This window comes from Streptomyces sp. NPDC002176 (assembly GCF_044903645.1).
Lineage (GTDB): Bacteria > Actinomycetota > Actinomycetes > Streptomycetales > Streptomycetaceae > Streptomyces.
On record NZ_JBJDQW010000001.1, the window covers coordinates 1,575,524 to 1,594,510 of the forward strand.

The window sequence follows — 18,987 nt, forward strand, 5'->3', positions numbered from 1 at the left end:
GTGGTGTCCAAGGTGGTCGCGTGTCGTGCGGGCGGGGCGGTGAGGGGACTCACCGGTCCACCACGTTCATCGCCATGGCTCCGGAGGCCGAGCAGTAGGGGCGTATCCAGACCGGCCGGGCCGGGTGGACGACGGCGAAGTCGGAGGGCTCGTCGCCGACCAGGGGCAGGGACGAGTAGGAGAGGGCGGACTTCGCGTCGGGGAAGTCCTCCAGCAGACGGCAGACGCGCACCTTGCGCCGCTCGGCGGGGTCGGGCTGGAGCCACCAGTCCCAGTCCTCCCAGCGGTCCAGCCGGTGGTCCACCACGGCGCGCAGGGGCACGTCCGCCCGGAACTGGCGCGGGCCGCGCGCCTCGACGGCCACGGTGACGTTCTGCGCGTACCGGCCGCGTCGGCTGACGACGAACCGGGCGCCCGGCTCCAGGCGTCCGTCGCCGCACAGCACCCCCTCCACGGTGATGCGTCCGTCGCCGACCCGGACGCGGGTGCATTCGGCGTGCAGGTCGCGGACGACGGTGCGCAGCATCAGCCGTCCGTTGGGCTGGGCGTAGGGCAGGTTCCAGATGACGGGGCGCGCGGGCGGGCGGGTCATGAGGCGGGCGCGGGCGTCGATGAGGGCGCGGGTGTCGCGCAGGCCCGCCTTCATGCGGATGAGCGGGCCCCTGGGCGCTCGCATGGCCACCTGCCAGCGTCCGTCGCCGAGTTCGTCCATGGCCTCGGGGGTGACGACGGCGGTGTAGCGGACGCCGCCGTTGTCCAGCGCGGTGCGCGTGGTGTCCAGGTGCAGGTCGGGGCGGCGGTCGTCGTCGGAGGGCTTGTGCCGCAGGACGAACTGGTGGCGTCGGCGGCCCTCGTCCGGCGCCTCGCAGATCAGGCGCAGCCATCCGGCGTCGGGGGCGGTGACGTCGACGGTGGCGGCGCCGAGGGTGGTGGGCGGCACGGTGAGCGGCGCGGAGCGGTTCTTGCGGGCGGCGGGCGGGCGGTAGCCGCGCTCGGCGTCGGCGCGGCGCCGGGCGGCGTCCTCGAAGATCGCCACGTAGCGGTCGGCGATGGCCGAGGGGTCGTACCGCTCGGCGTTGCGCAGGGCGTTGGTGCCCATGGTGCGGCGGAGCTGCTGGTCGGCCATGAGGCGGCGGAGCGCGGCGGTGACGCCCTGGGCCTCGCCGTTGGGGACGAGGAAGCCGTCCTCGCCGTCGCGGAGGATCTCGCGCGGGCCCACGGGGCAGTCGGTGGAGACCACGGGGAGGCCGCAGCGCATCGCCTCGACCAGGGTCATGCCGAAGGACTCGGCGCTGGAGGTGACGGCGGCGATGGAGCCCTTGGCCCACTCGGACTCGATGGGCGAGAAGCCGCCCATGAGCAACACCTGGCCGTTGAGGCCGAGTTCGGTGACCTGGGCGCGCAGCTTGTTCGCCTCGCCGCCGTCGCCGTAGATGCGCAGCTGCCAGTCGGGGAAGTCGTCGGCGAGCGCGGCGAAGGCGCTGATGAGCAGGTCGTAGCGCTTGACGTGGTGCATGCGTCCGGCGCTGACGACGACCTTGCGGGTGCAGTCGGAGGGGCGGCCGGCCGGGTTGGGCACGCTGTTGGGGACGCCGATGACCGGGATGCCGGGGATCGGGGTGTTCTCCTGGAAGGAGCGGGCGTCGGCGTCGGTGACCGTGGTGATCGCGTCCAGCCGCGGGTAGACGCGGGCCATCTCGGCGCGGACCGCCGGGGGGATGGCCAGGTGGGTCATGTGCTCCTGGGCCACGCGCAGGGCGCCGTCGCGGGTGTGGGCGGCGATGAAGAGGTTGAGGCTGGGCCGGGTGCCGATCACGACGTCCGCCGAGGTCCGGCTCAGTTCCCGGATGATGCGGGCGTCGGTGAACTTGCTGTACTGGGCGTAGAACTCCTCCTGGCGCGGCACCACTTCGCTGGGTTCGTCGCTGCCGGAGGCACCCCGGTCCGGGCTGCCGGGGCGCAGGTCGACCAGGGCGCGCACGGTGACGCGCGGCGAGATCTCGAACTTGGTGGCGGTGGTGCGCCGGAAGACGGAGACGATCTCCACGTCGTGCTGGACGGACAGGGCCTCGGCGAGGTTGATGACGGTGCGGTTGGTGCCGCCGATGCCGTAGATGTTGTTGATGAGGAAGGAGATCTTCATCGGACCTCGCCCTCCTTCCGTTCGAAGGGACTCGGGACCGGGAAGTAGGCGTCCAGGAACGTCCGGAGCATGACCGTCTGCCGGTCGACGTCGAGGCCGTCGGAGAGGGTGTCGTTGATGCAGAACGCCTGCCGGTCGCGGCGGGCCAGCAGGATGCCGAGGCGGCGCTGGATCTCGGGCTTGGCGAGGTCGAGGTAGGCGAACGCGATCTGCGACGGCACCGCCCGCCCGGTCAGATAGGCGTGGTAGTGGTACAGCGACGACGGGATGGAGAGGTCGGCCGCGCTGCGGAACCGGCTGTACGTGGTCTGCCGGTGCTCCGTCGCGTACTCCCGCTCGATCTCCTGGAGCACGCTGCGGCGCAGGGCGTACGGGGCGTGCCGCAGCTTGTGCACGATGGCGGTGCCGAATCGTTCCCGCAGCAGGCGTCGGTTGTTCTTCCCGGCGGCGTCCACCGGGCGGTCCCCGGCCGGGCTCGCCCACTGCGGGACCTGGGACGGGGAGAAGAAGATGCGGCTCATCCCGTTGGAGAGGAAGAAGTCCTGCGGGGTGACGGGGCGGCCGAGGAACATGTCGTCGTTGAAGTACAGGAAGTGCTCGGACAGGCCCTTGATGTGGTGCAGCCTGCTCTCGATGGCGTGCGAGTTGAAGGTGGGCAGCGCGGACGGGTCGTCGAAGATCTCGGAGTGGTCGACGACGGTGATCCGGGGGTGGGTGTCGTCGAGCCAGGCCGGGCGCTGCTGGTCCGTCACCAGGTGGACGCGCCTGATCCAGGGCGCGTTCTGGGCCAGCGCGCGCAGCGAGTAGCGCAGCTCGTCCCGGCTGATGTACCGGGCGGCGTTGGCGGACTCGGCGTGGTAGCCCTTGTCCCCGTGCGCGGCGCGGCGGCGCAGCCAGGCGGGGTCGCTGCCGTCGACCCAGGTGTAGACGGCGTCGATGGGGAACCGCACGTCCTCGGGCAGGCGGTCGGCGCTGGCCGCGAGGGTGCGCACCGGCCGACTGGGGCTGGTGGGCGGCGCGGCGAAGCTGGTGAGCCTGCTGGCGGGCAGGGTGACCAGGGGCTCGCCGAACGCGACCTCCTCGGTGATCCGGTTGGGGCGCGGGGCGACGAGCCGGTCCTCGCCGGGCTGCCAGAACTCCAGGTCGCAGCCGTGCTCCAGGCCGAGCACCAGGGTCTTGGCGGGATGGCTCCAGACGGTGCCGATCCGCACCACGTCCGCCTCCCGCGCCAGCCGCGCCGCCTGCCGCGCGCCGCACAGCACGGGCTGGCCCGCGGCGGACTCGCCCCGGCGGGCCTGCGCGTAGACGGGCCCCTCGGCGCCGAAGCGGCCGAGGAGGGCGGCGACCGGCTCGCGGTCGGCCGCCGACACGGCGACGCAGGAACGGAGGTCGCTGGTGCCGCGGATCACGAAGTGGTCGATGTCCGCCTGTTCCAGCGCGGTCACGACGCGTTCGAGGTTGGCCTCGCGCAGGGCGAGCGGGGACACCGCGGCCCGCACCACGGCGATCCGGTTGCCGGGCACCGCCGCGAGTCCGGGACCCCGTTCGAAGGTACGGAGCTGGGGCCAGCGGCGCCGGGCGCGCAGGGCGCGGAACCGCCGGGTGAGGAAGCCGAGGGCGTGCAGTCGGCGCAGCAGCCGCTTGAGCGCCGCGCGCAGCCCGGTCGGGACCTTGTGCGCGACCCGACGCCTGACCACGTCGGGGACGACGGCACGGTACGCCTGGAGCGGCGCCGACGCCTCGGGATTGGCCGTGCTCACCGCTGTCGGACCGCCTTCCGGGAGGGCACCGCGGGCGCCGAGGGGGCCTCGGGGCCGCGCTCGAAGGGGCTGGGTACGGGGAAGTAGCGGTGCAGGAAGCCGACGACGGCCTCGGTGCCGCCGCCCGCCAGCGCCGCGTTCGTGCCGAGCCCGGTCAGCTGGATCTGCTGGGTGTCCCGGCGGGCCAGCAGCCGCCGCAGCTGGACGGGGAGGCCGGGCAGCGCCGCGTGCAGCGTGACCGACGCCTCGCCGGAGGGGTCCGCGAGGGTGTGGAGCTGGCCGAAGTGGTGGGCGACGCCGTCCAGCGGATGGGTGCCGGGCACGACGGCGGCCCGCTGTCCGTCGGGCGCCTCGGGCATTGGGGTGCCCTTCTCCGCGAGGCGGGCGAGGGTCTCGACGCGGTGCGGCTGGGGGCCGCCCGCGTAGCCGTGCGCGACGGCCCGGCCGGTGGCCGAGAACGCGGCGCGCGCCCAGGGGGCGATGGACTCCTCGGCAGTCCAGCGGCCGCGCCGGGGGCGGGCCGCGCCGCCGGGCATGAAGTAGTCGAAGGGCCGGATCGGGCGGCCGACGACCGCGCCGGGGCGCAGCAGCAGGAAGTGCGGGGCGAGCCCCGGCAGCCGGTGCAGCTGCGCCTCGGCGCCGGGCCGGGCCCGGACCACGTCGATCCCTTCGGCGTCGCTCAGCCAGGCGGGCGGCTCCGTGCGCGCGAGGACGTGGATCACCCGGGTCCAGGGCGCGTACTGGTGGAGGGAGCGCAGCGCGGCGCGCAGCAGTTCCTCGCCCCAGGGGGTGGCGTGCTCGAAGAGGACGACCGCGTCGACGGGGAAGTCCACCTCGTCCAGCCGGACGACGTCGAAGGTGTCCAGGGTGACGGTGGGCTCGAGTTCGGCGTCGGTGTCGCTGTAGCCGCACAGCCGGTCGAAGCCGATCTCGACCCCGGGGGCGTCGCTGGGCACGGCGCGCTGGACGCGGTTGGGGCGGGGGCCGATGAGGCGCTCGGTGGGCAGGTTGGTGTTGCGGGTCCAGAACTCGATCTCGATGCCCTGGTCGTCGCCGGTCCACAGGTTCTCGGTGGGCTCGGTGCGCAGCCAGGCGAGCCGGATGACCCGCGCCTTGGCGTAGTGCTTCCACGCCTTCACATGGCTGCCCGGCTCCCCCGGGTTGTCGGGCTGGGCGGGCGACACGGAGGTGACGTACCCGGTGTGCTCCTCCAGGAGGGCCCGGAGCACGCGGCGCACGGCTCCCTTGTCGCGCTGCTCGACGGCGAGGCAGATACGGCGGTCGTCCAGCGCGGGGACCGCGAACCAGCAGATGCCCGCGGAGTCCAGGGCACGGGTGACCAGGTCGTGGTCGAACCGGCGGGCCAAATCGGCGGTGAGTCCGGTGTGCACATGGCCGACACGGCCGTCCGGCGCTTCGATGCGGCGCTCGGACCGGCCGAGTCCGGCCCGGCGCACCCGGCGCAGCGCGCGCTGGTGCAGTCGTGCCTCGCGGCGGCGCAGGGTCTGGGCGAGGCTCCGCTTCACCGAGCGGCGCATCCCGTCGGGCAGCGTGGTGGCCGCGGCCGCGCGCAGGGGGTCGGGGACGAATCGCTTGTAGACCTGAACCGCTGAGTTCATGGACGTCGGATCGGACACGTCATGAACTCCGCTTCATCGTTGTTCGTAAGGGCTCGGGGTGGGGAAGTAGGCGTTGAGGAATCCGTCCAGCAGTTCCTGCTGGGCCTCGATGTCCTCGGGGGTGGAGAAGGCGTCGTTGAGACAGAAGGAGTCCTTGTCCCGGCCGTCCAGCAGGCGTTGGAGCCGGTCGGCCAGATCGGGCACCGAGAGCTGGAGGTAGGTGAAGGGCATCGAGCCCGGCTGTCCCCGGCCGGTGAGGGCGGCGTAGTAGAGGACGAAGGACGAGGTCGGGGAGATGTCCGTCATGGCGCGGAATCTGCTGCCCGAGGTGCGCGCCCACGCTTCCGGGAAGTCCCGTTCCGCCTCCTCCATCGCCGAGCGGCGCATCGGGTACGGAATGTGCTCCATGGGCTGCGTGATCACTCTGCCGAAACGTTCCTTCAGCAGCGCGCGGTTGTTCTTGCACGCCGCGTCGACCGGGCTGTCCGTGGGGACGACCGGGCCCTGCGGGATGCGGTTGCGCGAGGGGAAGTACCGGGCCAGGCCGGTCGGGGTGTAGAAGGCGTGCGGCGCGACCGGGCGGCCCATGAACATGTCGTCGTTGAAGTACAGGAAGTGCTCGGCCAGGCCCTCGATGCGGTGCAACTGGCTCTCGATGGCGTGCGAGTTGAACACCGGCAGGTCGGACTGGTCACGGAAGATCTCGCGGTGCGTGGCGATCCGGAGTCCGGGCACGTCCGCCAGGTCCTCCCGCAGCCAGGCGGGGGTCTGGTCGTCGGTCACCACGTAGACGTTGCGCACCCAGGGCGCGAACATGTGCAACGAGCGTACCGAGTAACGGAGTTCGTCCCGGCTGATGAAGCGGGCGTCGCTCGCCGACTCGGCGTGGTAGACCTCGCCCTTGGCCGTGGCCTTGCGCTCCTGCCAGGCCGGGTCGTTGCCGTCCACCCAGGTGTAGACCGCGTCCACGGGGAAGTCGATGTCGTCCGCGCACGGGACGAGGAACTCGGGCCGGGTGACCAGCGGGGGCGCGTCCTCGGCGGGGGTCCAGTCGGAGATGAAGCGGCTGAACAGCCGGGCCGCACCGCGCACGCCGGGACCGTCCGCCTGCACGGTCCAGGCGACCCGGTTGGCGCGGGGCGCCACCAGACGGTCGCCCTCACGGCGCCAGAACTCGACGGCGCAGCCGTACTCGTGCCCCAGCGTCAGGTGCCGGTCGGGGTCCGCGCGGGTCCAGCTGACCTGGAGGACCCGGGCGCCGGACACCTCGCGCCAGGCGGCGGGCTCCCGCGTGGAGCGCGGCTTGGCCTGGCGGGGCGCGTCGGGGTCGATCACGCTCAGCACGCCGGGGAACTGTTCGAGGCCGCGCCGCAGCACGTTCAGCACCTGGGGGCGCGCGTCCTCGGCGACGGCGAGCACGGTGCCGTGGTCGTCGTTGCCCCGGACGGCGAAGTGGTCGACACCGACGGTGGAGAGCAGCCGCGACATGGCCGCGCGGTTGGCCTCGCGGGCCGCGAGCGGGGTGATCCGCTGGATGACGTAGACGTCGTCGTGCCGCTCGGTGACCGCCGTCGGCTCGCCGACCGCTGCCGCCGCCTCGACGACGGCCCGCGCGGTGCGCTCCAGGAAGGCCGTCGGTGCGACGGCGCCACGGCGCGGCTGATCGACGGGCATCCGTACGGCGGTGTGTTCGGATACCGCCGTCACGCTTCCGACTCCTTGCAGGCCGAGACCCCCGAGACCACAGCCGACCCCCCTCGTTCACTCCCGGCCCCCGGCCGGGTGAGCGCCTGTGAATGATCAGGCCATACACATGATGCTTTAAGCTTCACGCGCTTTGCGAATCATCACCGCATGTTCACATCACTGTCAAATGAACGGATCGTCAGGCAAACAGGCTGGAGAGCTGGCCGACCAGGTGAAGTTCTGGTGAACGATGGACAGCGGACGCACACAGTACGTGATCTGACATTCGGTCTATAGTTCGGCGGACCACGGCGCGAAGCGCCGTACGGGCCCGAACCTCTCCCCCCACTCGCGCCCAGGCCACTCATGGAACAAGGCGCTGAGCCGACAAGCGAGAGGACCGAGCATGACGCACTCCCCGGTGGGTCCGGGCAACCACGAGACGGGGCCGCGGCAGGCGCCGCCGACCGGACGGCGCCGTCGGCCGCTGCGCTGGATCGCCGGTGGTGTCGTGGTCCTCGCGGTCGCCGCGGCCGGTGTCTCCTACGCGCTGTACAGCCAGCTCGACGGCAACATCAAGGGCGTCGACCTCGACCAGTCCCTCGGCGACGACCGGCCCGCGAAGCTCCCCACCTCCGGGCAGAACGTACTGGTCCTCGGCTCCGACTCGCGCGCGGGCGCCAACGCCACGACCGGGACCGGGCACGTGGCCGGAGCGCGCTCGGACACCGCGCTGGTGATCCACATACCCGAGGGGCGGCAGAAGGCCGTCGCCGTCAGCATCCCGCGCGACACCCTCGTCACCCGCCCCGAGTGCGCCAAGGCCGACGGCACGAAGCTGCCCTCGGCGAACCGCGTGATGTTCAACTCGGTCTACTCGGCCGCCGGTCCGGCCTGTGTGGTCAAGACGGTCGAGAAGATGTCGGGCGTACGGCTCGACCACTTCGTGGAGATCGACTTCGCCGGGTTCCAGGGCCTCGTCGACGCGATCGGCGGCGTGCCCGTCACCGTGGACCGCGACATCCACGACTCCTCCAGCGGGCTCGACCTGGCCGCGGGCACCCACCGGCTCAATGGCACCCAGGCGCTCCAGTTCGTCCGCACCCGGCACGGCATCGGGGACGGCAGCGACCTGGGCCGGATCGGGATGCAGCAGAAGTTCCTGATGGCCCTGCTCGCCGAGATCAAGCGGCAGGACCTGATGGGCAGCCCTACCAAGGCGTACGCCGTGGCGGACGACCTCACCACCGCGCTCACCACCGACTCCGGGCTCGCCTCCCTCACCAAGCTCGCCGAGTTCAGCCGCAGCATGAACGGTGTCGACACCTCCACCATGGAGACGATCATGCTCCCGGTGCGGTACGACACCCAGGACCCCAACCGGGTCGTGGCCGCCGAGCCCCAGGCCAAGCAGCTCTGGGCGGCCCTGCGCACGGACGGGACCATCCCCGACTCCGCCAAGAAGTCGCCCGCGCGCGGCGGCGCTACCCCGTAAGGACGGCGCCCCCCCCCGCGGGCGCGGGGTCAGATCTCCCGCCAGGGCTCCAGCGCGAGCCCCGGCTCGTCCTTGCGACGGGTGAGGACGAGCCGTCCGGTCGACGGGGAGAGCGCGGCCGCGGCCAGTCGGCCGGAGTGGGCGTCGCCCGCGAGGAACACCCGCGCGTCCTCGGGCAGTTCCGGGCCCGACTCGGCCCACCAGGCGCCCGCCGACTCCGCCTGGGTCGGATAGGCGGCGATGACGACCCGGCCGTTCGCCGCGCGCTGCGCGAGCACCGTGCAGTCGTGGCCGTCGAGCAGGCAGCGCGTCGCGCTGACCGGGCCGGGACCGGCCGCGTACAGCAGCGCGACGGGCGCCGAACCGGGGCGCCAGGCGCAGAGCAGGCCCTCGGGGTCGGTGTAGAACACCGTCGTGCTGTGCGCGGAGGTGGCGAGCGCGGACAGGGTGCCGGGCGTGACCCGCGCCTCCAGCGACTCCGTCATGACGGGCTGCTCGCCCGGCTTCTCCTGGGCCCAGTGCAGGATGCCGCCGGGCACCGCCGCGTACACCTCGACCAGGCCGGACTCCCCCGTCAGCGCCGCGAGGCCGTCCTGGACGCGGGAGCCCTTCAGGTCGCGCCAGGGGTCCCAGCCGCCCTTCTCCCGCTGGGCGACCATGCTCAGACCCTGGCCGCCGTTGACCACGAAGACATGGGCCCGGCCCTGGGCGTCCACCGCGACCGCGGGCTCGGAGGTCCGGGGGCCCTTGCGGTTGGGGTGGCCGACCGGGGCCCAGTCCAGGGCGGCGAGGTCGGGCCGGTAGTGGGTGGAGTGCGTCAGGACCGCCTCGCCCTTCGCCGCCGGGCGCCAGGAGACGAGGTGGGCATAGCCGTCGGCGCCCTGGCCCACTCCGAGGCCGGGCCGCAGTTCCTGTTCGCCGCCCACCCTGCGCGGTGCGGTCCAGCCGCCGCCCGGCCGGTGTTCCGCCCGCGAGAGGACTCCGTCGCCCGTGGGGTGGTAGACACCGAGCCGGCCGTCGCGGCCGCGTATGAGCCAGTCGCCGTTCACCGCATCACCATAAGCTGCCTGGTCAAGGCCGCGGACCGCGCCCCCGTGCGGCTCCCGTGGGACCCTGGGCGCATGGACGACGTACGCGGTGTTCCGGATCAGGACGATCCCGTGCTGGCGATCGTGGACTGCGCCAATGTGATGGGCTCCCGGCCCGACGGCTGGTGGAAGGACCGCAAGGGGGCCGCCGAGCGGCTGCGGGACCGGCTGGCCAGTGCCGGTCTGCCGGGCCGGACCGACCCGGCGGAGATCGTGCTGGTGGTGGAGGGCGCGGCGCGTGGTGTCGAGTCCGTGCCGGGGGTGCGGGTGGAGTCCGCGCCGGGCAGCGGGGACGACTGGATCGTGGAGCTGGTCGCCGGGTCCGCCGACCGGGACCGGCTGGTGGTGACCGCCGACCGCGAACTGCGGCGCCGGGTCGGCGAGCTGGGCGCCGACGTCGCCGGTCCGCGTACGGCCCTCGGCTGAGGACACCGCACGCCGGACCGGCTCCGGCTCACTGTGCCTTGGGGGCCTCGGCGGGCGGCTGCTCCCCGCGGGCCAGACGGCTGTGCGTGCGGCCGTAGAGGAAGTAGACGACGAAGCCGATCGCCATCCAGATCGCGAACCGCAGCCAGGTCTCGGCGGGCAGGTTCAGCATCAGCCACAGCGAGGCGCACACCGACACGATCGGCAGCACCGGGACCCACGGGGTGCGGAAGGCGCGGGGCAGGTCGGGGCGGGTCCTGCGCAGGATGATCACGCTGATCGCCACCACGATGAACGCGAACAGGGTGCCGATGTTGACCAGTTCGGCCAGCTCGCTGAGGCTGGTGAAGCCCGCGATGATCGCGATGATCACGCCCAGCAGGATGGTCGGCCGGTGCGGGGTGCGGAAGCGGGGGTGGACGCGGGAGAAGAAGCGGGGCAGCAGTCCGTCGCGGCTCATGGCGAAGAACACCCGCGTCTGCCCGAGCAGCAGGATCATGCACACCGTGGTCAGGCCGACGGCGGCGCCGAAGCTGATGATGCCCGCGTACCAAGGATGTCCGAGTGATTTGAAGGCGTCCGCGAGCGGCGCCTCCACCGACAGCTTCGTGTACTTCTGCATGCCGGTGACGACGAGGGACACCGCCACGTACAGCACCGTGCAGATGAGCAGCGAGCCGAGGATGCCGCGCGGCATGTCCCGCTGCGGGTTACGGGTCTCCTCGGCGGCGGTGGCGACGATGTCGAAGCCGATGAACGCGAAGAACACCACCGAGGCGGCGGTGAAGATGCCCATCACACCGAAGTTGGCCGGTGCCCAGCCGAACATCAGCTGGATCAGCGGCGCCTTGAGGTTCTGGCCCGCCTCCTGCGGCTGGGCCGGGGGGATGAACGGCTTGTAGTTGTCGCCGCTGACGAAGAAGGCACCGGCGACGATCACGATGAGGACGACGACCACCTTGATGGCGACGACCGCCGAGGTGATCCGGGCGGACAGCTTCATGCCGACCACCAGCACGCAGGTCAGCAGCAGCACCAGCGCGGCGGCGAGGATGTCGAAGCCGAACCCCGTCGCGCCGTCCCGGCCGGACAGGTACTCCGGCAGGTGCCAGCCCCAGCTGTCGAACAGCGAGCGGATGTACCCGGACCAGCCGACCGCCACCACCGCCGTGCCGAGCGCGAACTCCAGCACCAGGTCCCAGCCGATGGTCCAGGCGGGCAGCTCACCGAGCGAGGCGTACGAGAAGGTGTACGCCGATCCCGCCACCGGGACCGTCGAGGCGAACTCGGCGTAGCAGAGCGCGGCCAGGCCGCAGACGACACCGGCGACGGCGAAGGAGATGGCCACCGCGGGGCCCGCGCTGTTCTTGGCCACCTGGCCGGTCAGCACGAAGATGCCGGTGCCGATGATGACACCGACACCGAACACGGTGAGGTCCAGGGCGGAGAGGGACTTCTTGAGCGAGTGCTCCGGTTCCTCGGTGTCCCGGATGGACTGCTCGACGTTCTTCGTACGGAAGAGCGTGCTCACGTGCCTACCTCCCACGCTTGTCGTCCTCGACATGGTCGAGAGGGACGGGGTGCGTGTGCCCCGGCAATGGCAGATTCACGCAAGCGGGCCGGTTCCGCCACCTGAGGAGGGTGCGGAACCGGCCCGTGAGCCGTGGCGTTCGGGTGGTCAGTCGCGCGCGGACTCCACCGAGTCCATGGCGTCCGTGTCCTGGCCGAAGCGGCCGTCGATCTTGGCGACCAGACCGGTGACCTGGCGGGCGATGTCGGGGGCGGTCAGCCCGATCTCGGCCATGACCTCGGCGCGCGAGGCGTGGTCGAGGAAGCGGGGCGGGATGCCGAAGTCGCGCAGCGGCATGTCCACGCCCGCGTCGCGCAGCGCCTGGGCGATCGCGGAGCCGACACCGCCGACGCGGCTGTTGTCCTCGACGGTGACGACGACCCGGTGCCGCTCGGCGAGCGGGGCCATCGCCTCGTCGACGGGCTTGACCCAGCGGGGGTCGACCACGGTGGTGGAGATGCCCTGCTTGTCGAGCAGCGTGGCGATCTCCAGGCACATCGGGGCGAGCGCGCCCACGGACACCAGCAGCACGTCGGGACGCTCGGTGCCCGGCTCGCGCAGCACGTCCATGCCGCCGACCCGGCGCACGGCCGGTACGGCGGGGCCTACGGCGCCCTTGGAGAAGCGGACCACGGTCGGCGCGTCGTCGACGGCGACGGCCTCGCGGAGCTGGGCGCGGACCTGGTCGGCGTCGCGCGGCGCGGCCAGGCGCAGGCCCGGCACGACCTGGAGGATGGACATGTCCCACATGCCGTTGTGGGAGGCGCCGTCGGTGCCGGTGATACCGGCCCGGTCCAGGACGAAGGTCACCCCGCACTTGTGCAGGGCGACGTCCATCAGGACCTGGTCGAAGGCGCGGTTGAGGAAGGTGGCGTACACCGCGAAGACGGGGTGCACCCCGCCGTGCGCGAGACCGGCGGCGGAGACGGCGCCGTGCTGCTCGGCGATGCCGACGTCGTAGACCCGCTCGGGGAAGCGCTTGGCGAACTTGTCCAGGCCGACCGGCTGGAGCATGGCCGCGGTGATGGCGACGATGTCCTCGCGCTCCTCGCCGAGCTTCACCATCTCCTCGCCGAACACGGAGGTCCAGTCCGCGCCGGAGGAGGCGATCGGCAGACCGGTGTCGGGGTGGATCTTGCCGACGGCGTGGAAGCGGTCGGCCTCGTCCTGGAGGGCGGGCTGGTAGCCGCGGCCCTTCTCGGTGAGGCAGTGCACGATGACCGGGCCGCCGAACCGCTTGGCGCGCACCAGCGCCGACTCCAGCGCCTCGATGTCGTGGCCGTCGATCGGGCCGACGTACTTCAGGCCGAGGTCCTCGAACATGCCCTGCGGGGCGATGAAGTCCTTCAGGCCCTTCTTGGCGCCGTGCAGGGTGTCGTAGAGCGGGCGGCCGACGACCGGGGTGCGGTCCAGCAGGTCCTTGGTCCGGGCGAGGAAACGCTCGTAGCCGTCGCTGGTGCGCAGGGTGGCCAGGTGGTTGGCCATGCCGCCGATGGTGGGCGCGTAGGAGCGCTCGTTGTCGTTGACGACGATGACCAGCGGGCGGTCCTTGGCCTCGGCGATGTTGTTCAGCGCCTCCCAGGCCATGCCGCCGGTCAGCGCGCCGTCACCGATGACGGCCACGACACGGTCGTCGGACTTCTTCAGCTCGTTGGCCTTGGCGATGCCGTCGGCCCAGCCGAGCACCGTGGAGGCGTGGCTGTTCTCGATGACGTCGTGCTCGGACTCTGCCTGCGCCGGGTAGCCGGAGAGGCCGCCCTTCATCTTCAGGCGGGAGAAGTCCTGGCGCCCGGTGAGGAGCTTGTGCACGTAGGACTGGTGGCCGGTGTCCCACAGGACCTTGTCGGCGGGCGAGTGGAAGACCCGGTGCAGGGCGATGGTCAGCTCCACCACACCGAGGTTCGGGCCGAGGTGACCGCCGGTCTTGGACACGGCGTCCACGAGGAAGGTCCGGACCTCCTCCGCCAGCTGGTTCAGCTCCTCCAGGCTGAGCCGGTCCAGATCGCGCGGTCCCGTGATGCGGGTCAGCAGCGGCACCCGTGCCTCCTTGCAAGTATGAGCTGATCGAGCTGTTGCCGGGCTTGATGAGTCTAATGTTCCGCTCCGGCGGCCGATGGCCGGGCGGTGCCCCCTGGGTTCCCCCACGGGTCATACGAACGGCCGCACCCCCCACGAGCAGGGATGCGACCAGGGAAAACGCAGGAGCCCGGCGCTCCATCGCGCCGGGCTCCGCGAAGCCTGCCGAGCTTACGCGCGGCCGGCCGACTTCTGGGTCTTGCGGGTGACCGCGTCGATGACGACGGTCGCCAGCAGGACACCACCGGTGATCATGTACTGGACCGGCGAGGGGATGCCCTGGAGCGCCAGGCCGTACTGGATCGAGACGATGACCAGCACACCGAGGAGCGCGTTCCAGGTGCGGCCGCGGCCGCCGAAGAGGGACGTGCCGCCGATGACGGCCGCCGCGATGGCGTTCATCAGGAGGTCACCGCCGCCCGCGCCCTGGTTGGCGGAGGCGATCTTGGAGGCGATGAACAGACCGCCCAGCGCCGCGAAGGTGCCGGAGATGGCGAACACCGAGATGCGGACCAGGTCCACGTTGATACCGGCACGGCGGGACGCCTCGACGCTGCCGCCCAGCGCGAACACCTTGCGGCCGTAGGCCGTGCGGCGCAGCACGAAGTCGGTGACGAAGAGGACCGCGACGAAGATCACGACCGCCAGCGGCAGGCCCTTGTACTGGTTGAAGACGATCGCCACGGCGAAGGAGAGGACACCCAGCAGCACGGTGCGCAGGACGATCTCGCTCAGCGGCTTCGACGGCACCCCGGCGGCGTCACGACGCTTGTTGCCGAGGAAGGAGCTGACGAAGAACAGCACCGTCACCACGGCGGCCAGGCCGTAGGCGGCGGCCACGTCGGAGAAGTAGTAGCTGGTCAGGTTGGCGACCAGGCCGTCGCTGTTCAGGTTGATCGTGCCGTTGTCGCCCAGGATCTTGAGCATCAGGCCGTTCCAGAACAGCAGTCCCGCCAGGGTGACGGCGAAGGCCGGCACACCGATCTTGGCGAAGAAGAAGCCCTGGATCGCACCGGCGACGGTGCCCGTAAGGATCGCCAGCACGAAGGCCAGCACCTCGTTCATGCCGTTGGTGATGTTCAGCACCGCGAAGGTCGCGCCCGCCACACCGGAGAGGGAGCCGACCGAGAGGTCGATCTCGCCGAGCAGCAGGACGAACACGATACCGACGGCGATCATGCCCGTGCCGACCATGGCGACGGAGATGTCGGAGAGGTTGCCCGCGGTGAGGAAGTTGGAGTTCAGGCTCTGGAAGATGATCCAGATGACGATGAGTCCGACCACGACGGGCATCGAGCCCAGGTCGCCGGCCTTCATCTTGCGCTTGAACTCGCCCACGTAGCCCGCGAGTCCCTGCTCGCGCACGAGCAGCCGGGGGTCGACGGCGACACCGGCGCCGGGGGCGGCCTCCGGGTTCACCGCGGCGGCGTCGGCGGAGGGCTTGGGGGCGGCGTCCCCCGGAGGCGTGGAGGTCTTCTCGATGCTCACTTCTTGATCTCCCCATTGGTGCGCGCCGCACGACGGGTGACGGCATTGTCCGAGGCGCCGGTGATGGCGGAGATGATCTCTTCCTGCGAGGTCGACTTGACCTCGAAGACGCCGTTGTTGCGGCCCAGGCGCAGCACGGCCACCTTGTCGGCGACCGCCTTGACGTCGGCCATGTTGTGGCTGATGAGGATCACGGCGTGGCCGCGCTCCCGCAGCCGCTCGACCAGGTCGAGGACCTGGGCGGTCTGCTCGACACCGAGCGCGGCGGTGGGCTCGTCGAGGATCACGAGCCGGGGCTCGCCGAGCATCGACCGGGCGATGGCCACGACCTGGCGCTGACCGCCGGAGAGCGAGGCGATCGGGATACGGACACTGGGAATGCGGATCGAGAGCTGGTCCAGCAGCTCACGCGAGCGCCGCTCCATCTCGACCTCGTCCAGGACGCCCGCGCGGCGGATCTCCCGGCCCAGGTAGAGGTTGCCGACGACATCGATGTTGTCGCACAGCGCGAGGTCCTGGTACACCGTGGCGATGCCCAGGTTCTGGGCGTCGTGCGGCTTGTTGACCTGGACGGTTTTGCCGTCCCATTCGATGACACCCTCATCGATGGGGTGCACGCCGGCGATCGTCTTGACCAGCGTGGACTTTCCGGCACCGTTGTCACCCACCAGGGCGACCACCTCACCGGCGTGGATCTCCAGCGTGACATCGGTGAGCGCCTGGACGGCACCGAATCGCTTGGAGACTCCGCGCAACGCCAGCACGGGCGTAGCGGACACGTGAACCATCTCCTTCGCCGCCTGACCCGGCGGGAGGTTGTGCAGAAGTTTGGGGGAATTCCGTCCGGCGCCCCGCGCCGAGCTTGCGGGGCTGTGTAGTGCGCGGGGCGCCGGAGGAGCCTGAGCGGTCCTCACCGCCCCGCCGACGGGAATCCGGTCGGCGGGGTGGGGAAAGGGTCCGTCGGTTAGTTCAGGCCGGCCTTGGCGCAGGCGGCCTTGTACTGGGCGGTGCAGATGTCGGCCACCGTGTAGACGCCGTCCTTGATGACGGTGTCCTTGATGTTGTCCTTGGTCAGCGAGGTGACGGCGACCAGGATCGACGGGACGGCCTTGGTGGTGGGGCTGTCGACCTTGTCCTTGGCGACGGAGTCGAGCGACTTGCCCTGCGCCAGGTTGACGGCCATCTCCGCGGCGGCGTCGGCCTCCGGGGCGTACGGCTTGTAGACGCTCATGTACTGGGCACCGGAGACGATGCGCTGCACACCGGCGAGCTCGGCGTCCTGGCCGGTGACCGGGACGTTGGCGATGCCCGCGGACTTGAGGGCGGTGATGATACCGCCGGCCATGCCGTCGTTGGCGGAGTAGACGCCGATGATGTTCTTCTTGCCCAGGGCCGAGATGGCGCCCTCCATGTTGGAGTTGGCGTTCTCCGGCTTCCACTCCTTGGTGTCGTACTCCTTGCCGACGTTCACCTTGCCGTCGAGGACGTCGTGCGCGCCCTTCTTGAACTGCGCGGCGTTCGGGTCCGTGGAGGAGCCGTTCATCATGACGATCTTGCCGGACTTGGCCTTGGAGCCCAGGGCCTTCAGGAGGGCCTCGCCCTGCGTCTTGCCGACGGTCTCGTTGTCGAACGAGGTGTAGGCGTCGATCGGGCCCTGCGCCAGGCGGTCGTAGGCGACGACCGGGATGCCCTGGTCCTTGGCCTTCTGGACCGAGTTCTTGATCGCCGCGGCGTCCACCGCGTCGATGATCAGGACGTCCACCTTGTTGGTGATCATGGTGTCGACCTGCTGGTTCTGCTGGGTCGCGTCCTGCTTGGCGTTGGCGTAGACGACCTTGCCCTTGCCGTTCGTCAGCTCCGAGACCTTCTTCTCGATCAGCGGACGGTCGAACTTCTCGTAACGCGCGGTCTGGTTCTCCGGCAGGAGCAGGCCGACCGTGATCGCGTCGCCCTTCTTCTTGCTGTCCGCGGACTTGGCGGCACCGCCACCGGACTCCTTGGCACTGCCACAGGCGGCGAGCGAGACGGCCATGGCACCAGCAGCAACGGCGAAGGCCGCACGACGCATACGCGTGTTCACTTCAGAAACCTCCCTGACGAGGCCGCGTCGTTGCGGCCGAGGTGGCTGGAAGTCAACTCGGCCACGCGTTCGGCGTCAAGAAGTAAATTCTTAACGAGATGGCAACGGTGCCATTCGTTATCTAAGTGAAGGCAGGAGCCACCACGGGCAGCGAGGCCGTGGCAGAGCCGTCGAGCAGGGTCGAATCACCCATTTCGCTCAGCGCCAGGGCGAGTGCCCCGAGCACCTCCGCGCGACCCCCAAGTGCCCCTGGAAGCACGGACAGTTGACGTCCCGCGCTGGGGATCGCATAGCGTCCCACGGACTCCCTGATGGGGGCCAGCACCAGTTCCCCGGCCTCGGCGAGATCGCCGCCCAGGACGACCCGGCTGGGGTTCAGCAGATTGCACAGGTTGGCCACGCCGCTGCCGATGTGGCGGCCCACGTCGGCGATCACCCGGCGGCAGCCGGGGTCCCCGTCCCTGGCCAGCCGTACGACGCCCTCCATGGTCAGGGAGGTGCCATGGCTCGGCTGGAGCAGCGGGAGGACGTAGCGCGCGGCCGTGAAGGTCTCCAGGCAGCCCCGGTTGCCGCAGCGGCACACCGGGCCCGCCTCGTCGATGGTGATGTGCCCGATCTCGCCGGCCGTCCCGCCGGGCCCCCGGTAGATCTGCCCGTTGATCACCAGGCCCGCCCCGACCCCGCTGGCCACCTTGATGTAGGCCAGGTCGCGGACGCCCTTGCCGCTGCCCCAGACCAGCTCACCGAGGGCGCCCAGGTTGGCGTCGTTGTCCACGTGGACCGGCACGCCGAGCCGTTCGCGCAGCTCCTCGGCGGGCCGGGTGCCGCCCCAGCCGGGCAGGATCGAGGTGGACCCCAGGGTGCCCGACTCCACGTCGATGGGCCCCGGTACGCCGAGCCCGACCCCGGCCACCTTGCCCCGGTCCACGCCGGTCGCGGCGATCAGCCGGTCGATCAGCTCCTCGGCGCGGTCGAACCCCTGCGTCGAGGAGGCGTCCACGTCCAGCGGCTCGGAGTCCTCGGCGAGCACCTGGTGGGCCAGGTTGCCGATGGCCACCCGCAGGTGGGTGTGGCCGAAGTCGATGCCGATCACTATCCCGGCGTCCCCGCTCAGCGACACGCTGCGGGCCCTGCGGCCACCGGCCGAGGTGGGGGTGACCTCGACGGTTCCACCGTCCTTCAGCTCGCGCACGATGTTGGAGACCGTCGCGGCGGACAGGCCGGTCGTACGGGCGATCTCCGCCTGTGTGAGCGACCCGGCCAGCCGCACCGCCCGTACGACTCTTTCCAGGTTGGCTCGGTGCAGCGACGACTGCGACCCCGGAGTCTCCATCGACCCATCCACTCCCGACATCGGTGGGCGGCCCCATCGCCACCCGTGGCCCAGGTCACATCTGCGGAACCGGGCCACTTACAAGTTATGAACTCCAAGCTCTGCTGAAGGGGTAACCGCAGTCAAGTCCTTGACGGAAATCGCTGTCACTCACCGCCGTCCGCCCTCCCTCCCCCGAGTGGGTTTCATCGCGTGACGGAGCTGTGACCAGGAGTGGCTTCAC

13 protein-coding genes are annotated in these 18,987 nt (G+C 71.1%); 2 read left to right on the forward strand and 11 right to left on the reverse strand.

What is annotated here, in order from left to right; translation table 11 throughout:
* Nucleotides 1–49 precede the first annotated feature (49 nt).
* The 4 genes from ACI2LY_RS07075 to ACI2LY_RS07090 are packed head-to-tail and all read right to left on the reverse strand — an operon-like array spanning nucleotide 50 to nucleotide 7,010.
* Complete coding sequence (locus ACI2LY_RS07075) at nucleotides 50–2,143, reverse strand: glycosyltransferase family 4 protein (RefSeq protein ID WP_404706251.1); 2,094 nt, start codon at nucleotides 2,141–2,143, stop codon at nucleotides 50–52.
* Nucleotides 2,140–3,903, reverse strand: coding sequence for a stealth family protein (locus ACI2LY_RS07080; protein WP_404706252.1), 1,764 nt, complete (start codon nucleotides 3,901–3,903; stop codon nucleotides 2,140–2,142). Before ACI2LY_RS07080 ends, ACI2LY_RS07075 begins: the two co-directional genes overlap by 4 nt.
* Nucleotides 3,900–5,540, reverse strand: coding sequence for a sugar phosphotransferase (locus ACI2LY_RS07085; RefSeq protein ID WP_404706253.1), 1,641 nt, complete (start codon nucleotides 5,538–5,540; stop codon nucleotides 3,900–3,902). Before ACI2LY_RS07085 ends, ACI2LY_RS07080 begins: the two co-directional genes overlap by 4 nt.
* Nucleotides 5,541–5,555: 15 nt before the next feature.
* A complete protein-coding gene (locus ACI2LY_RS07090) occupies nucleotides 5,556–7,010 on the reverse strand; it encodes a stealth family protein (protein WP_404706495.1) in 1,455 nt (484 codons plus the stop codon).
* Nucleotides 7,011–7,614: 604 nt separating this feature from the next.
* Between ACI2LY_RS07090 and ACI2LY_RS07095 the strand changes: the two genes are divergently transcribed.
* The gene (locus ACI2LY_RS07095; protein ID WP_404706254.1) at nucleotides 7,615–8,703 is read left to right on the forward strand and encodes an LCP family protein; all 1,089 of its coding nucleotides are present in this window, start codon (nucleotides 7,615–7,617) and stop codon (nucleotides 8,701–8,703) included.
* 29 nt (nucleotides 8,704–8,732) lie between these two features.
* Here ACI2LY_RS07095 and ACI2LY_RS07100 read toward each other — a convergent pair whose 3' ends face one another.
* On the reverse strand, nucleotides 8,733–9,752 hold the full coding sequence (locus tag ACI2LY_RS07100) for a hypothetical protein (RefSeq protein WP_404706255.1): 1,020 nt from the start codon (nucleotides 9,750–9,752) through the stop codon (nucleotides 8,733–8,735).
* A 72-nt stretch (nucleotides 9,753–9,824) separates the two neighbouring features.
* Between ACI2LY_RS07100 and ACI2LY_RS07105 the strand changes: the two genes are divergently transcribed.
* Nucleotides 9,825–10,217 (forward strand): NTP pyrophosphohydrolase, encoded by a 393-nt coding sequence (locus tag ACI2LY_RS07105; RefSeq protein ID WP_393911799.1) that lies wholly within the window; start codon nucleotides 9,825–9,827, stop codon nucleotides 10,215–10,217.
* Between the two features lie 28 nt (nucleotides 10,218–10,245).
* On the opposite strand, the gene ACI2LY_RS07110 is transcribed toward ACI2LY_RS07105, so the two are convergent.
* From ACI2LY_RS07110 to ACI2LY_RS07135, 6 genes are all read right to left on the reverse strand, one after another.
* On the reverse strand, nucleotides 10,246–11,748 hold the full coding sequence (locus tag ACI2LY_RS07110; RefSeq protein WP_404706256.1) for an amino acid permease: 1,503 nt from the start codon (nucleotides 11,746–11,748) through the stop codon (nucleotides 10,246–10,248).
* A gap of 147 nt (nucleotides 11,749–11,895) precedes the next feature.
* Nucleotides 11,896–13,824, reverse strand: a complete 1,929-nt coding sequence (dxs, locus tag ACI2LY_RS07115; RefSeq protein ID WP_404706257.1) for a 1-deoxy-D-xylulose-5-phosphate synthase — start codon at nucleotides 13,822–13,824, stop codon at nucleotides 11,896–11,898.
* A gap of 210 nt (nucleotides 13,825–14,034) precedes the next feature.
* Nucleotides 14,035–15,351 (reverse strand): sugar ABC transporter permease, encoded by a 1,317-nt coding sequence (locus ACI2LY_RS07120; RefSeq protein WP_404706258.1) that lies wholly within the window; start codon nucleotides 15,349–15,351, stop codon nucleotides 14,035–14,037.
* Nucleotides 15,348–16,139: an ATP-binding cassette domain-containing protein gene (locus tag ACI2LY_RS07125; protein WP_217463311.1), complete on the reverse strand. Its 792-nt coding sequence runs from the start codon at nucleotides 16,137–16,139 to the stop codon at nucleotides 15,348–15,350. Before ACI2LY_RS07125 ends, ACI2LY_RS07120 begins: the two co-directional genes overlap by 4 nt.
* Before the next feature lie 176 nt (nucleotides 16,140–16,315).
* A complete protein-coding gene (locus ACI2LY_RS07130; protein WP_404706496.1) occupies nucleotides 16,316–17,419 on the reverse strand; it encodes a sugar ABC transporter substrate-binding protein in 1,104 nt (367 codons plus the stop codon).
* 133 nt (nucleotides 17,420–17,552) lie between these two features.
* Nucleotides 17,553–18,764 (reverse strand): ROK family protein, encoded by a 1,212-nt coding sequence (locus tag ACI2LY_RS07135; RefSeq protein ID WP_393592268.1) that lies wholly within the window; start codon nucleotides 18,762–18,764, stop codon nucleotides 17,553–17,555.
* Nucleotides 18,765–18,987: the final 223 nt, after the last annotated feature.

Excerpts from the sequence above, each read along its gene's own strand:
- ACI2LY_RS07105 (WP_393911799.1), top strand. The coding sequence starts at position 9,825 with ATGGACGACGTACGCGGTGTTCCGGATCAGGACGATCCCGTGCTGGCG.
- ACI2LY_RS07125 (WP_217463311.1), bottom strand. The coding sequence starts at position 16,139 with ATGGTTCACGTGTCCGCTACGCCCGTGCTGGCGTTGCGCGGAGTCTCC.
- ACI2LY_RS07135 (WP_393592268.1), bottom strand. The coding sequence starts at position 18,764 with ATGGAGACTCCGGGGTCGCAGTCGTCGCTGCACCGAGCCAACCTGGAA.
- ACI2LY_RS07075 (WP_404706251.1), bottom strand. The coding sequence starts at position 2,143 with ATGAAGATCTCCTTCCTCATCAACAACATCTACGGCATCGGCGGCACC.
- ACI2LY_RS07095 (WP_404706254.1), top strand. The coding sequence starts at position 7,615 with ATGACGCACTCCCCGGTGGGTCCGGGCAACCACGAGACGGGGCCGCGG.
- ACI2LY_RS07130 (WP_404706496.1), bottom strand. The coding sequence starts at position 17,419 with ATGCGTCGTGCGGCCTTCGCCGTTGCTGCTGGTGCCATGGCCGTCTCG.
- ACI2LY_RS07090 (WP_404706495.1), bottom strand. The coding sequence starts at position 7,010 with ATGTCGCGGCTGCTCTCCACCGTCGGTGTCGACCACTTCGCCGTCCGG.